Genomic DNA, 13,128 nt, shown 5'->3' with positions numbered 1-13,128 from the left:
GTCATCCTTCACGATCGTCACGGGCCCGCCGGTCGGCCTGCAGAAGTCCTCGCCGGGCTTGCAGGCGAGCGGGCCCCCGTGCCTTGCGGAACGCCTTGCGGCGTCATTTCCGTTTGGTTAGCGTCCGCGCCTTTCTCCGCCCCGGCGCCCCCCGATGCCCTAGAATCGGGGTAGGCATGCAGGCGGACGCGAAATCGCCAGCGAAGCGTCATCGACAGGAGTCAAGAAGCCATGGCCAACACCCCGTCCAACAAGCCGTCGAGCGCCGAAGAGGAGTACTTCGCGCGGGAGAACGCCGAGAAGCTCCGGAGGATCTCGCTGGATCGCGCCAGGGCGATGCAGGCCGACGAGCGCGAGAAGCTCAAGGCGCTCCACTGGATGCACTGCCCCAAGTGCGGCATGGAGATGCAGGAGATCAGCTTCCGCGGCGTCGACATCGACCGCTGCTTCAGCTGCGGCGTCACCGTCTTCGACGAAGGTGAGCTGCAGAAGCTCGGCGTCGACGAGAACGAGCCCGGCGCGGTGATGCGCAGCATCCTCAACATCTTCCGCTGAACGCACCGCATTTCGCGCCCGCCCCCGATCCCGGCAGCCTGGCGGCTGGCGGCTCGGGGGCGGTCGTTTCGGAGGTACCCGTGGCGCTCACCCGCCAGCAGGTCGAGCACGTGGCCAAGCTCGCCCGGCTCTCGCTCTCCGCCGACGAGGTGGAGCGCTACAGCGAGCAGCTCTCGTCCATCCTCGGCTACATCGAGAAACTCCAGGAGCTCGACGTGGGCGAGGTCCCGCCCACCACCCACGCGGTGGAGGTGGCGAGCACGCCGCTCCGCGCCGACGTTCCCCGCGAGAGCCTCACCGCAGACGAAGCCCTGGCCAACGCCCCGCAGCGCGAGGGAACCCATTTCCTCGTGCCGAGGATCCTCGAGTGAAAGCGACCGACCTCACCCTCGCAGCGCTCTCCCGGCAACTGGCGGAAGGCGCGATCTCCTCGGAGGAGGCGACCCGCGCCTGCCTCGAGCGGATCGCCGCCACCAACCCGACGATCAACTCCTTCCTCGTGGTGGACGAGCAGGGCGCCCTCGCGCAGGCCAGGGCCGCCGACCAGCGCCGGGCCAGCGGCGAGCGTCTCGGCCACCTCGACGGCGTGCCGCTGGCGCTCAAGGACATCTTCTGCACGAAGGGGATCCGCACCACCTGCGGCTCGAAGATCCTCGAGAACTTCGTGCCGCCCTTCGACTCGACCCACGTCACCCGCCTCAAGGAGGCCGGCGCCGTCCTGGTCGGCAAGCTCAACATGGACGAGTTCGCGATGGGCTCGTCCAACGAGACCTCCGCCTACGGCGTCTGCAGGAATCCCTGGGATACCGAGCGGACCCCCGGCGGCTCGTCCGGCGGCAGCGCCGCGGCGGTGGCGGCCCGGCAGGTCTTCGGCACCCTCGGCACCGACACCGGCGGCTCGATCCGCCAGCCCGCGGCGCTCACCGGCACCACCGGCATCAAGCCGACCTACGGCCGCTGCTCGCGCTACGGCGTGATCGCCTTCGCCTCCTCGCTCGATCAGGTGGGTCCCTTCGCCCGCACCGCCGAGGATTGCGCGATGATCCTCCAGGCGATCGCCGGCAAGGATCCCCTCGACTCCACCTCCCTCGACGCGCCGGTGCCGGACTGGGTCTCGCCCCTGGCGAACGCCAGCGTGAAGGGGATGAAGCTCGGCGTGCCCCGCGAGTACTTCCGCGAGGGGCTCGATCCCGACGTCGAGAAGTGCGTGCGCGCGTCGATGCAGACGCTGGTCGATCTCGGCGCCGAGCTCGTGGACATCTCGCTGCCGCACACCGACTACGGCGTGGCCACCTACTACGTGGTGGCGCCGGCGGAGTGCTCGTCCAACCTCGCCCGCTTCGACGGCGTGCGCTACGGCCTCTCCGTCCGCGAGGCGGGCGGCCTGCGGGAGATGTACTTCCGCACCAGGGCCGAGGGCTTCGGGCCCGAGGTGAAGCGCCGGATCATGATCGGCACCTACGCGCTCTCCTCCGGCTACTACGACGCCTACTACCTGCGGGCGCAGAAGGTCCGGACGCTGATCCGCCGGGACTTCGAGCAGGCCTTCGAGAAGGTCGACGCCATCGTCACGCCCACCACGCCAACGCCGGCCTTCAAGCTCGGCGAGCGGCTCAGCGACCCGCTGCAGATGTACCTCGCCGACGTCTTCACGCTGTCGGCGAACCTGGCGGGCCTGCCCGGCATCAGCATGCCCTGCGGCTTCACCTCGCAGGGGCTGCCCAACGGCCTGCAGATCATCGGCAAGCCGCTGGACGAGGCGACGCTCTTCCGCGTCGGCGCCGCCTTCCAGAACGCCACCGACTTCCACACGCGCGCTCCGAAGGAGGTGGTCTGATGGCCACCCGTTCCCGCGAAAACTGGGAGGTGATCATCGGGCTCGAAGTCCACGCCCAGATGCTCACCCACACCAAGATCTTCTGCGGCTGCTCCACCCGCTTCGGCGCCGAGGCGAACACCCAGACCTGCCCGGTCTGCCTCGGCATGCCCGGCGTGCTGCCGGTGCTCAACGAGAAGGTGGTGGAGTTCGCGATCCGCGCGGGCCTCGGCACCGGCTGCGAGATCCGCCGCGAGAGCGTCTTCGCCCGGAAGAACTACTTCTACCCGGACCTTCCGAAGGGCTACCAGATCTCGCAATTCGACCTGCCGATCTGCGAGCACGGCCACCTTTTGATCGACACGCCGGACGGCGAGAAGCGCGTCGGCATCACCCGGATCCACATGGAGGAGGACGCGGGCAAGAACACCCACGACCCCGAGGGCGGCCCCTCCCGCGTGGATCTGAACCGCGCCGGCGTGCCCCTCCTCGAGATCGTCGGCGAGCCGGATCTTCGCTCCTCCGACGAGGCGGTCGAATACCTCAAGTCGCTGCGCGACATCGTCGTCTACCTCGGGATCAACGACGGCAACATGGAGGAGGGCTCCTTCCGCTGCGACGCCAACGTCTCGGTGCGCCAGCGCGGCGAGGCGAAGTTCCGCAACCGCGTGGAGCTGAAGAACATCAACTCCTTCCGCTTCGTGAAGCAGGCGATCGAGTTCGAGATCGACCGGCAGATCGAGGTCTGGGAGGAGGGCGGCACGGTGATCACCGAGACCCGCCTCTTCGACACGCAGAAGGGCGTCACCCGCGCCATGCGTTCGAAGGAGGAGGCCCACGACTACCGCTACTTCCCGGAGCCGGATCTCCTCCCGCTGCGGATCGACCAGGCGTGGATCGAGCGGGTCCGCGGCGAGCTCCCCGAGCTGCCGCGGGCGAAGGCGAAGCGCTTCGTCGAGGAACAAGGCATCTCGCCCTACGACGCAGGCGTCCTCGTCGCCGACCAGGCGGTGGCCGCGTGGTACGAGCGGGCGGTGCAGGCCTACGGCAGGGGGGCCAAGCCCGTCGCCAACTGGGTGATCAACGAGCTCTTGCGCCTGGTGAAGGATTCGCCCGAGGGGATCGCCGCCACGCAGGCGACGCCGGAGAAGCTGGCGCAGCTCCTCGGCCTCCTCGACGAGCGGAAGATCAACGCCGCCGCCGCGAAGCAGGTCCTCGAGGCGGTGCACGGGACCGGCCAGGATCCCGCCGCGGTGGTCGAGGCACTGGGGCTCGGCCAGGTCTCCGACACCTCCGCCATCGAGGCCGCAGCCGACAAGGTGATCGCCGCCAACCAGGGCCAGGTGGAGAAATACCGGGGAGGAAAGACCGCGCTCCTCGGGTTCTTCATGGGCCAGGTGATGAAGGAATTGCAGGGCAAGGGCGATCCGAAGGTGGTCACCGACGTCCTCAAGGCGAAGCTGGAGGGATAGATGGCGGGGCTGGCAGCTGTGGGCGGCCTTCTCGGTGGTTTCGGTGTGATCGCAGCCGCGATCTCCATCTTCACGGGTGGCGCCCCCATCCTCGTCCGGGTCGCCCGGGCGCTGGCAGTGGCGGGGATCGTGGTCGGCGTCGTGGGCCTCGCCCAGCAGCTCTGGGCCTCGGGCTTCCAGCTCGACCTCTCGCCCCGTGGCGGAGCGGGCCAGGGCTCCCTCTTCGCCGCTGGCGGCATGTTGATGCTCACCTTCGGCGCCACCCGGGTCGCCGAGCGGCGCCGCGCCGCCAGGGACCGGGAGCGCTGGATCGAAGCGCAGCGCAACGCGCGCAAGCCGTAGACGCCTCCGCGAAAGGGCCGCCCCACCGGGCGGCTTTTTTGCGCCCGCTACCCGCGCCGTTCCCCCCCGGCGGGCCGCGCGCCGTTCCCCCCGGAGGAGCCGCGCCTTACCGATCCCTGGATTCGGGAGGCTGCGTGGTGGCGTACGGCGTTTCGCTGCTCGTGCGGGTTTGCGCGGCGGGCATGCTCTGGGCTTCGCTCGCCGGGACGGGCGATCCTGCGACGATCGGCGCCGGCGCGGTGGCGGTGGCGCTCGCGGTGGGGGCGAGCCTGCGCCTGCTGCCGCCCCGCGGAAGGCTCCTGCGCCCGGGACCCCTCCTCCGCCTGACCCTCCTCTTCCTCTCCCGCAGCCTCGTCGCTTCCTTCGACGTCGCGTTCCGGGCGCTGCGCCCGGGGCCTCCCGTCGCCCCCGGACTGGCGGCGGTGCCGGTCGCGCTGCCCACCGCGACGCAGCGGGCGCTGCTGCGCACCTTCGTCAGCCTCGTCCCCGGCACCCTGGGCATCCGCGACGAGGGGGAGCGCCTCGTGCTCCACCTCCTCGACGGCAGCGACGCCGGCGCTGCAGCGGCGCGGGCCGAGGTGCAGCGGATCGAGATCCTGATCGCCGCGGCGGCGGGAGGCGGCAGGTGAGCCTCTTCTTCGGCGGCGCCGCCGCCTTCGTCCTCCTCACCGTCCTCGGCGGCCTGGTGCGCGTGGCCCGCGGCCCCACCTCGACCGACCGGATGATGACCGCCTCGCTCTTCGCCAGCGGCGGCGTGGCGGTGCTCCTCCTCCTGGGCGAGGTCGGTCCCCGCCACCAGCTCCGGGACATGGCGTTGCTCGTCGCGCTCCTCGCCGCGCTCGCGGCGGTGGTCTTCGCCACCAGGAGGACGAGGTGATCCGCGACCTGCTCGCCGTGGGCTTCGTGCTCCTCGGCGCCTTCTTCTTTTTCGCCGGCACCCTGGGGCTGCTGCGCTTTCCCGACGCGTTCTGCAGGCTGCACGCGCTCTCCAAGGCGGACAACGCGGGCCTGGGCTTCGTCGTCCTCGGGCTGCTCGTCCGCACCACCGTGCTGCTGGAGGCGGTGCAGCTCCTCGCTGTCTGGGGCTTGGCGCTCCTCGCCGGCGGCGTGGGCAGCCAGCTCATCGCCACCACCATTCCGAAGGGGCGGCCGTGATCGTCGACTGGATCCTCGCGCTCTCCATCCCCGCCCTCGCCCTGGCGAGCCTCGGCTCCGCCAACCTCTTCCGCGGCGTGGTGCTCTTCCTCTCCTTCGGCGTGCTCATCGCCATCGCCTGGGCGCGGCTCGGCGCCGTCGACGTGGCCCTCGCCGAGGTGGCGCTCGGCTCGGGCTTCACCGCGGCGCTGCTGGTGGCTGCCCGCCGCTGGATCGGAGACGACGGCGGTGCGTGAGCTGCTGCCGGTGCTGCCCATCGCCGGGCTGGGCCTCGGCCTCCTCGCGGAAGGGCGCAGGGCCGGCGTGGCGCCGCTGCCCCCGCTGATCGCCCCGGCCCTGGAGGCGAGCGGCGTCTCCAACCCGGTCACCGCCGTCCTCCTCAACTTTCGAGCGTGGGACACGCTGCTCGAGCTGGCGGTGCTCCTCCTCGCGCTCGCCGCCTCGTGGACCCTCGGCGTGCCGGAGCGGAGCCTCCCCGGCCCCGCCGAGCCGCTGGTGGACGTGCTCGCCCGCGTGCTCCTCCCGCCGCTGCTGGTGACGGCGCTCTACCTGCTCTGGATCGGCAGCAAGGCCCCGGGCGGCGCCTTCCAGGCAGGCGCCACCCTCGCCGGCGGCGCGGTGCTCCTCTTCCTCGCGCGGCAGCTGCCGTGGCTGCCGGGAGAGAGCGGGCCGCTGCGGGCGGGCATCGCCGCCGGCCCCGCGATCTTCCTGCTGGTGGGCTGCGTCACCGGCTTGCAGACGCCCCTCCTCACCTACCGCGGCGGCGCGGCCTTCGCCTCGATCCTGGGCATCGAGGTGGCGGCGACCGTCTCGATCGCGGCGATCCTCGCGGCGCTCTTCGCCAGGAGCCCGCGATGACGCCCCCCGCGCTCTACTGGATCACGGCGACGCTCCTGGTGGCGATCGGGCTGCACGGCCTCCTCGTCCGCCGCCACCTCTTCCGCAAGATCCTCGCGCTCAACGTGCTCGGCAACGGGATCTTCGCGCTGCTCGTCGCCACCGCGGCGCGGAGCGTGCCGCCGGATCCGGTGCCCCACGCGATGGTCCTCACCGGCATCGTGGTGGCGGTGAGCACCACCGCCTTCGCCCTGGCGCTCCTCGGCAGGCTGCGCCGCGAGACCGGCACCAACGCGCTGCCCGAGGAGGCGCCGGACCAGCGATGAGCGACGCGCTCTGGATCGCCGGGCCCATCCTCTGGCCCCTCGCCGCAGCGCTCCTCGCCTTCGTCCTCCGCGGGCGTGCCGCTGCGTGGATCGGCCTCGTCGCAGGCGTCGGCGCGCTGGCCTGCGCCATCGCCCTGCTGCTGCGGGTGGATGCCGCAGGCGCCTTCCGTTACGCCTTCGGCGGTTGGGGGGCGCCGCTGGGGATCGAGCTCGCCGTGGACGGCACGGCGGCGGTGCTCGCCAGTTCCTTCGCCCTGGCTTCCGTCGGCATCGGCGTGCACGCCCTCGGCTATTTCCACGGCAGCGCCCGCGACGCCTTCTGGCCCCTCTGGCTCCTGGTCCAGACGGCCCTCGCCACCCTCGTCCTCACCGCCGATCTCTTCAACGCCTACGTGGCCTTCGAGATCCTGGGGCTCGCCGCGGTGGCCCTGGTCGCCCTCGGGCACGGCGCCGCCGCCACCACCGCGGCGATGCGCTACCTCCTCGTCGGCCTCCTCGGCTCGCTGGGCTACCTCGCGGGGATCGCGCTCCTCTACGCGCGGGTGGGGGTCCTCGATCTCACGGCAGCAGCGGCGGGTGTCGCCGTGCCGCCCCTGGCGCTGGGCCTCGCGGTGGCGGGGCTCGCCCTGAAGAGCGCGCTCTTTCCCGCCCACGGCTGGCTGCCACCTGCCCACGGCAGCGCGCCGGCGCCGGCCAGCGCCGCGCTCTCGGCGCTGGTGGTGAAGGGCTCCTTCGTGGTGGCGCTGCGGCTCTTCGGCACCCTCGCCCCCGCCAGCGGCGCGGCGCAGGTCGTGGCGGCCCTCGGCGGCGCCGCGGTCTTGTGGGGCTCGTGGCAGGCCCTGCTGCAGCAGCGCCTCAAGCAGGTGGTGGCCTATTCCACCGTGGCGCAGCTCGGCTACCTCTTCCTCGCCTTCGGCCTCGCCGGGCGGCAGGCGCTCGCCGGCGCGGTGGCCCTGGCCGCCTCCCACGCCTGCGCCAAGGCGGCGCTCTTCCTCGCAGCGGGAAACCTGCAGAAGGCCTTTGGCGACGACAGGCTCGATCGCCTCGCCGGCGCCTCCGCGCTCAGCCCGGCGAGCGTCTTTGCGCTGGCCGCTGGCGGCGTGAGCATCGTGGGCCTCCCGCCCTCGGGGGGATTCGTGGGCAAGTGGCTCCTCCTCGAGGCGGCGCTGGCGCAGGGCGTGTGGCCGGTCGCCGTCGTGCTCCTCGTCGGCGGCCTCCTCGCCGCCGGCTACCTGGTGCGCGTGCTTGCCCACCTCGTGCCAGCCGGCGCGCCCCCGCTCCACCACGTGCCCCGCTCGATGGAGCTCGCCGCCCTGGGCCTGGCGCTGGCGGCGATCGCCTTCGGCTTCACTGCCGCCCTCCCGCTCCGCCTGGTGATCGGGGAGGCGCCGTGACCGGCAACGATTGGCTGCCGGTGCTGGTGCTCCTCAGCTCCTTCGTCACCGGCGTGGCGATCCTGCTCCTGCCCGAGGAGCGCCGCGCGACCCGCTCCTTTCTCAACCTCGCCGGCGCGACGGTGAAGGTGGGGCTGGTGGCGTGGATGATCGCGGGCATCCAGGCGGGCGAGCGCTACCAGACGCGGCTTGCGCTCCTGCCGGGGCTCGACCTCTACTTCTTCACCGACGGCCTCACGCTCCTCTTCGCCACGCTCTCGGCGGTGCTCTGGCTCCTCACCACCGTCTACGCCATCGGCTACCTGGCCGATTCCCACGACCAGCGCCGCTTCTTCGGCTTCTTCAGCCTCTGCGTCACCGCCACCATGGGCGTGGCGCTGGCGGGCAACCCGATCACCTTCCTCGTCTTCTACGAGCTCCTCACCCTCTCCACCTGGCCGCTGGTGATCCACGAGGCCACGCCCGCCGCGCTGCGGGGCGGCCGGATCTACCTCACCTACACCCTCGCCGGCGGCGCGGTCCTCTTCCTCGCCACCGCGCTGCTCCACGCCACCGCGGGCCCGGTGGAGTTCCGTCCCGGCGGCTCCCTCGGGCCGGAGCTCCTCGACGCGGAGCGCGCGCGCCTGCTCTTCGCCCTCTTCGTCGTCGGCCTCGGGGTGAAGGCGGCGCTGGTTCCGCTCCACGGCTGGCTCCCCGAGGCGATGGTTGCGCCGGCGCCGGTGAGCGCGCTCCTCCACGCGGTGGCGGTGGTGAAGGCGGGGGCCTTCGGGATCGTGCGCGTGGTCTACGAGCTCTTCGGCGTCGGCTACGCCGCGGAGATCGGCGTGCTCCACCCGCTGGCGATCGCCGCCTCGATCACCATCGTCTACGGCTCCATCCGCGCCCTCGGCCAGGAGAACCTCAAGCGCAGGCTGGCCTGGTCGACGGTGAGCCAGGTCTCGTACATCACCCTGGGCACGGCGCTCGCCGGCGCGATCACCACCACCGGCGGGCTCGTGCATCTCGTCCACCAGGGGCTGATGAAGATCACGCTCTTCTTCTGCGCCGGCGCGCTGGCCCACGGGCTGGGCATCCACGAGATCCGCGAGCTCGACGGGGCAGGCAGGAAGATGCCCTGGACGATGGCCGCCTTCTCCGTCGGGGCCTTCGGGATGATCGGCACGCCGCCGGTCGCAGGCTTCGTCTCCAAGTGGTACCTGGGCGTCGGCGCGGTGGCGGCGGGCCAGCGCTGGGCGGTGGTGATCCTCGTCGCCAGCACCCTCCTCAACGCTGCCTACTTCCTGCCGCTCCTCCATCGGGCGTGGTTCCGGCAGCCTGCCGCCGGCGCCAGGGAACACGCCCACGGCGATCCGCGCCTCGTCGTGCCGCCCGTCACCACGGCCCTCCTCTCCCTCGCCGTGGGCCTCGCCGCAGGCGCCGCCTGGAGCCCGCTCTCCTGGGCCGAGTTCGTCGCCCTCGGGGAGTTCGTGCGGTGAGCGCCTTCGCCGCTTTCCTGCCACCGCTTCTCGTGCTCCTCCTCGCCGCCCCGCCCACCGGACGGCGCCTGATCCCGCTCGCCACCGTCCTCGCCCCGGTGCCGGCGCTCCTCCTCGCGCTGGGTCTCGTCGAGGCGCCACCGGCGGTGGTGGACGGATTTCTCCTCGACGCCCGGCTCGGCCTCGACGGGATCGGCGGCCCCTTCCTCCTCGCCACCTCGCTGCTCTACCTGTTCGCCGCGGTGCACGCCCTGGGCTACCTGCGAAACGATCCGCGTCGGCTCCGCTTCGGCTGCTTCTTCCTCGTGGCGATGGCGGGCAACCTCGCGCTGCCCCTGGCCCTCGACGCAGCGAGCTTCTACCTGGCCTACGCGGTGATGGGCTTTTCCACCTGGGCGCTCGTCGATCACGTGGGCGGCGCGGCGGGGCGCCACGCAGGCCGCGTCTACCTGGTGTGGATGCTGGTCGGCGAGGTGCTGGTCCTCGCCGGCCTCGTCGCCGGCAGCGCCGTTGCCGGTGGCGCGATCGAGCTCGGGGCGATCGCCGCCGCCGTCCGCGCGCACCCCTGGATCGCTGCGCTCCTCGTCCTCGGCTTCGGGGTGAAGGCAGGCCTCCCCGGCCTCCACGTCTGGCTCCCGCCCGCCCACTCGATCGCGCCGGCGCCGGCGAGCGCGGTCTTGAGCGGCGCGATGCTCAAGGTGGCGGTGCTCGGCTGGCTGCGCCTCCTGCCCGGCGCCGTCGACGCAGCGGCGGTCCTCGTGGTGGTGGGGCTGGTCGGCGCCTTCGCCGGCGCGCTCCTCGGCCTCTGCCAGCGGGCGCCCAAGGCGATCCTCGCCTACTCGAGCGTGAGCCAGATGGGCTTCGTCTCCTGCGCCGCCGGCCTCGCCCTGGGCACAGGCGCCGCAGACAGGGCCACTGCCGCGGTGGCGCTCTACGTCGTCCACCACGCCCTGGCGAAAGCCGGCCTCTTCCTCGGCACCACGGTGGCGCTCGGCACCGCGCGCCGCCCCCTGGCGCTCGGCCTCCTCCTCTTCCTCGCCCTCGCGCTGGCGGGCGCGCCCCTCACCGGCGGCGCCCTCGCCAAGGCGGCGGTGAAGGATGGCGCGCCCGAAGCGGTGGCGCTCGCCTTCTCGGTCGCGGCGCTGGGGAGCACCGCGCTCCTCGCCCGCTACCTGCTGGTGGTGCGGCGGGCGGAGCGCCACGGCGGCGCACCGGCGACGTGCTGGCTCGCCTTCGGCGCCTGCACGCTCCTCGCGCCGCTGGTGCCCTGGCTCCTGGCAGCGCCGGCGGTGCGGGAGAAGGTGCTCGCAACCGGAGGATTGTGGACCGCCGCCTGGCCCGTGCTCCTGGGCGTCGCCCTCGTCGCTGCCGCCCTCGTGCTGCGGGTGCGGGCGCCCCTGCTTCCCCTCGGCGATCTGCTCGGGCCCATGGAGCGAATCGCCGCCCTCGCGGCGGGGTGGGGCGGGGCGGCGCTCGCTGCCAGCACCGCCGCCTGGCGCCGGATCGCGCGGGTGGCGGCAGGGCTGCGCCTTCCCGATCCCGCACCGGCCGAGCGGCGCCTCGCTGCCTGGCAGAGCCTCGGCAGCGCCTTCGTGCTGCTCGCGATCCTCCTCTGGTGGGCGTTCGCCTGATCGATCCATGCGGCGAGCGCCGCCGCGGCCGGCCGTGGCTTGTCGTCATGCACGGCAGGACCGAAGGCTAGCGGGAGCCCCGCAGGCCGGGGCCGCGCATGCGCACGCACACGGCATGCGGAAGGAGGCATGTATGGCTGACGCAATCATCGAGCGCGAGCGCGAGGCATTCGCCGGCACCGTGCTCCGCGAAGGCTTGATCGGCGGCCTGCTGGCCGGCGCGGTCTTCGCCCTCGCTGAAATGCTCGTCTCCGCGGCGATGGGCGGATCGATCTTCGGTCCCTGGGCGATGTTCGCCTCGATCCTGCTCGGCAGCAGTGCGCTGAGCGCCGAGTTCACCCTGGGGATCTTCATCGTCGGCTTCGTCGTCCACTTCGTCCTCTCCGCGCTCTTCGGCCTGATCTGGGGCGCCACCGCCAAGTCGGTCTCCCGGGGCATCCGCGACAGCTGGGGCGCCCACGCGGTGGCGGCGATGATCTACGGCCTGGTGATCTGGCTGGTGAACTTCCAGGTGATCGCCCGGGTGGTCTACCCGTGGTTCCTGCAGACCAACGCCCTCGCCCAGATCCTGCTCCACGCCCTGGCGTTCGGCCTGCCGCTCGGCCTCTACCTCACCGCCCGGCTGCGGCCGATCGAGGGGGCTGCGGGCGTGCGACGGACCGTGGTGTAGCTCGCTCCTTGCCGCCGCCGCTGCCCGTACGAAGGGTTGGCAGATGGAGGTGGCGCGCGGACGAGCCCGTGCCGCCGCGGATCCGAATGGAGGACGCATGGCCGAGCTTTCGCGCAAGAAGATCATCCGGGAGGGCATCGTCGCCGGCATCATCGGCGGCGCCGCCTTCGCCGCAGGGCAGACGCTGGCAGCGGCGATCATGGGCCTCCCGCCCGGTGCGCCGTGGCAGTTCTTCGCGTCGGTGGCTGGAGGCGCCGGGCAGATGGAGGGGCGCCTCGACATCGGCACCTTCGTCCTCGGCGCGTTCGTCCACTTCGGCCTCTCCGCGGCCTTCGGCGCGCTCTTCGGCCTGATCGTCGCGGCGATCAAGCGGCCGGTCCGCAACAACCTCACCCTCGAGCTCGCCGGCGGCGCCGCCTACGGTCTCGTGCTCTGGGCGATCAACATGGAGCTCATCGGCAGGTGGCTCTATCCCTGGTACGTCAGCGAGCTCAACGCCGTGACCCAGGCGTTGATCCACGCGGTCTTCTTCGGCGTGCCGATGGCCACCTGGCTCGCCCTGCGGATCCGCGACGTCGAGACGCCGGGCGTGCACGCGGCGCGGCATCGCTACCAGACTTCGAGCGGCGACGAGGAGCTCCTCCGCCTCCACCAGTGGGAGGCGCACAACGAGGCGGAGCACAAGGTGCTCTCCGGGACGAGGCTGCCGGGCGAGCGGCCCACGGAGCCCCGGGGCGAAGAGGGCCGCCAGCCGCCAGGCTCCAGCCTCCACTGAGGAGCGGCCCCATGGCCGTCTGGTGAAGGCCGTCTCCCCCGTCGGGCAGGCGGCCTTCGCGCGTTTCGTCTTCCGATCGCTGCAAAACGTCTCGCGATCCGCTACAGTGCGCCCGTTTTCCGCCCCTACGCGGGGCCAGCCGTGGAAATGCGCCTCCGAAGCGGGGCGTTTCGAGCTGGTGCGATCAATCCGGTTGTGGATGCTTGACAGCCCCCGGGCGATCCCCTAGATCAGCCGCTTTCCGCGGGGCCCCCCCGTGCACGGGGTCTGCGAGCAGTGCAACTCGTCGAGTGTTCCGGTCCCCCGGGCTCGATCAAAAACGTTGAGGTTTCCGATGTACGCCGTGATCAAGACGGGCGGCAAGCAGTACCGGGTGAAGGAGGGTGACACCCTCCGCGTCGAGAAGCTCGCCGGCAATCCGGGTGACCGTGTCGACTTCGCCGAGGTGCTCATGATTGGCGACGTGGAGCAGCCGAAGATCGGCATGCCCGTCGTGCAGGGCGCCACGGTCGAGGGCAACATCGTGGAGCAGGGCCGCGGCCGCAAGGTCTTCGCCTTCCGCAAGCGCAAGGAAGGCTGGAAGCGCATCCGCGGTCACCGCCAGGCTTTCACCGCGGTCAAGGTCACCCGGATCGCCCACTGATTTTCCGCCTCTTTTCGCAGGCGTAACGGCAGGAGTT

General features: G+C 72.1%; 17 protein-coding genes. All 17 read left to right on the top strand.

Annotated elements, in window-relative coordinates:
• Positions 1-231: 231 nt before the first annotated feature.
• Positions 232-555 carry a zf-TFIIB domain-containing protein gene (locus tag ACESMR_RS13935; RefSeq protein WP_373047701.1) on the top strand — a complete coding sequence of 108 codons (324 nt, stop codon included), beginning with the start codon at positions 232-234 and terminating at the stop codon, positions 553-555.
• 80 nt (positions 556-635) lie between these two features.
• A complete protein-coding gene (gatC, locus tag ACESMR_RS13930) occupies positions 636-926 on the top strand; it encodes an Asp-tRNA(Asn)/Glu-tRNA(Gln) amidotransferase subunit GatC (RefSeq protein WP_373047700.1) in 291 nt (96 codons plus the stop codon).
• Positions 923-2,392 (top strand): Asp-tRNA(Asn)/Glu-tRNA(Gln) amidotransferase subunit GatA, encoded by a 1,470-nt coding sequence (gene gatA, locus ACESMR_RS13925; RefSeq protein ID WP_373047699.1) that lies wholly within the window; start codon positions 923-925, stop codon positions 2,390-2,392. Before gatC ends, gatA begins: the two co-directional genes overlap by 4 nt.
• Complete coding sequence (gene gatB, locus ACESMR_RS13920; RefSeq protein WP_373047698.1) at positions 2,392-3,843, top strand: Asp-tRNA(Asn)/Glu-tRNA(Gln) amidotransferase subunit GatB; 1,452 nt, start codon at positions 2,392-2,394, stop codon at positions 3,841-3,843. Before gatA ends, gatB begins: the two co-directional genes overlap by 1 nt.
• Positions 3,844-4,185: a hypothetical protein gene (locus ACESMR_RS13915; protein ID WP_373047697.1), complete on the top strand. Its 342-nt coding sequence runs from the start codon at positions 3,844-3,846 to the stop codon at positions 4,183-4,185.
• Positions 4,186-4,322: 137 nt separating this feature from the next.
• Positions 4,323-4,814, top strand: a complete 492-nt coding sequence (locus ACESMR_RS13910; protein WP_373047696.1) for a Na+/H+ antiporter subunit E — start codon at positions 4,323-4,325, stop codon at positions 4,812-4,814.
• Positions 4,811-5,062, top strand: a complete 252-nt coding sequence (locus tag ACESMR_RS13905; protein ID WP_373047695.1) for a monovalent cation/H+ antiporter complex subunit F — start codon at positions 4,811-4,813, stop codon at positions 5,060-5,062. The genes ACESMR_RS13910 and ACESMR_RS13905 overlap by 4 nt, the downstream gene beginning before the upstream one ends.
• The gene (locus ACESMR_RS13900; RefSeq protein ID WP_373047694.1) at positions 5,059-5,340 is read left to right on the top strand and encodes a cation:proton antiporter; all 282 of its coding nucleotides are present in this window, start codon (positions 5,059-5,061) and stop codon (positions 5,338-5,340) included. Before ACESMR_RS13905 ends, ACESMR_RS13900 begins: the two co-directional genes overlap by 4 nt.
• On the top strand, positions 5,337-5,576 hold the full coding sequence (locus ACESMR_RS13895) for a Na(+)/H(+) antiporter subunit B (RefSeq protein WP_373047693.1): 240 nt from the start codon (positions 5,337-5,339) through the stop codon (positions 5,574-5,576). Before ACESMR_RS13900 ends, ACESMR_RS13895 begins: the two co-directional genes overlap by 4 nt.
• A complete protein-coding gene (locus tag ACESMR_RS13890; RefSeq protein WP_373047692.1) occupies positions 5,569-6,198 on the top strand; it encodes an MnhB domain-containing protein in 630 nt (209 codons plus the stop codon). Before ACESMR_RS13895 ends, ACESMR_RS13890 begins: the two co-directional genes overlap by 8 nt.
• Positions 6,195-6,503, top strand: a complete 309-nt coding sequence (locus ACESMR_RS13885) for a sodium:proton antiporter (RefSeq protein ID WP_373047691.1) — start codon at positions 6,195-6,197, stop codon at positions 6,501-6,503. The genes ACESMR_RS13890 and ACESMR_RS13885 overlap by 4 nt, the downstream gene beginning before the upstream one ends.
• Positions 6,500-7,897 carry a complex I subunit 5 family protein gene (locus ACESMR_RS13880; protein ID WP_373047690.1) on the top strand — a complete coding sequence of 466 codons (1,398 nt, stop codon included), beginning with the start codon at positions 6,500-6,502 and terminating at the stop codon, positions 7,895-7,897. The genes ACESMR_RS13885 and ACESMR_RS13880 overlap by 4 nt, the downstream gene beginning before the upstream one ends.
• Positions 7,894-9,372 (top strand): complex I subunit 5 family protein, encoded by a 1,479-nt coding sequence (locus ACESMR_RS13875; RefSeq protein WP_373047689.1) that lies wholly within the window; start codon positions 7,894-7,896, stop codon positions 9,370-9,372. Before ACESMR_RS13880 ends, ACESMR_RS13875 begins: the two co-directional genes overlap by 4 nt.
• Complete coding sequence (locus tag ACESMR_RS13870; RefSeq protein ID WP_373047688.1) at positions 9,369-11,003, top strand: proton-conducting transporter membrane subunit; 1,635 nt, start codon at positions 9,369-9,371, stop codon at positions 11,001-11,003. Before ACESMR_RS13875 ends, ACESMR_RS13870 begins: the two co-directional genes overlap by 4 nt.
• Before the next feature lie 133 nt (positions 11,004-11,136).
• Positions 11,137-11,673, top strand: a complete 537-nt coding sequence (locus ACESMR_RS13865; protein ID WP_373047687.1) for a hypothetical protein — start codon at positions 11,137-11,139, stop codon at positions 11,671-11,673.
• Between the two features lie 97 nt (positions 11,674-11,770).
• Positions 11,771-12,448 (top strand): hypothetical protein, encoded by a 678-nt coding sequence (locus ACESMR_RS13860; RefSeq protein WP_373047686.1) that lies wholly within the window; start codon positions 11,771-11,773, stop codon positions 12,446-12,448.
• A gap of 334 nt (positions 12,449-12,782) precedes the next feature.
• Positions 12,783-13,091 carry a 50S ribosomal protein L21 gene (gene rplU / locus ACESMR_RS13855; RefSeq protein WP_373047685.1) on the top strand — a complete coding sequence of 103 codons (309 nt, stop codon included), beginning with the start codon at positions 12,783-12,785 and terminating at the stop codon, positions 13,089-13,091.
• Positions 13,092-13,128 lie beyond the last annotated feature (37 nt).

The organism is Vulgatibacter sp., from assembly GCF_041687135.1.
In the GTDB taxonomy this organism is placed as follows: domain Bacteria; phylum Myxococcota; class Myxococcia; order Myxococcales; family Vulgatibacteraceae; genus JAWLCN01.
Note: the sequence above shows the minus strand (reverse complement) of the source record. Positions and strands in the feature narration are given on the sequence as shown.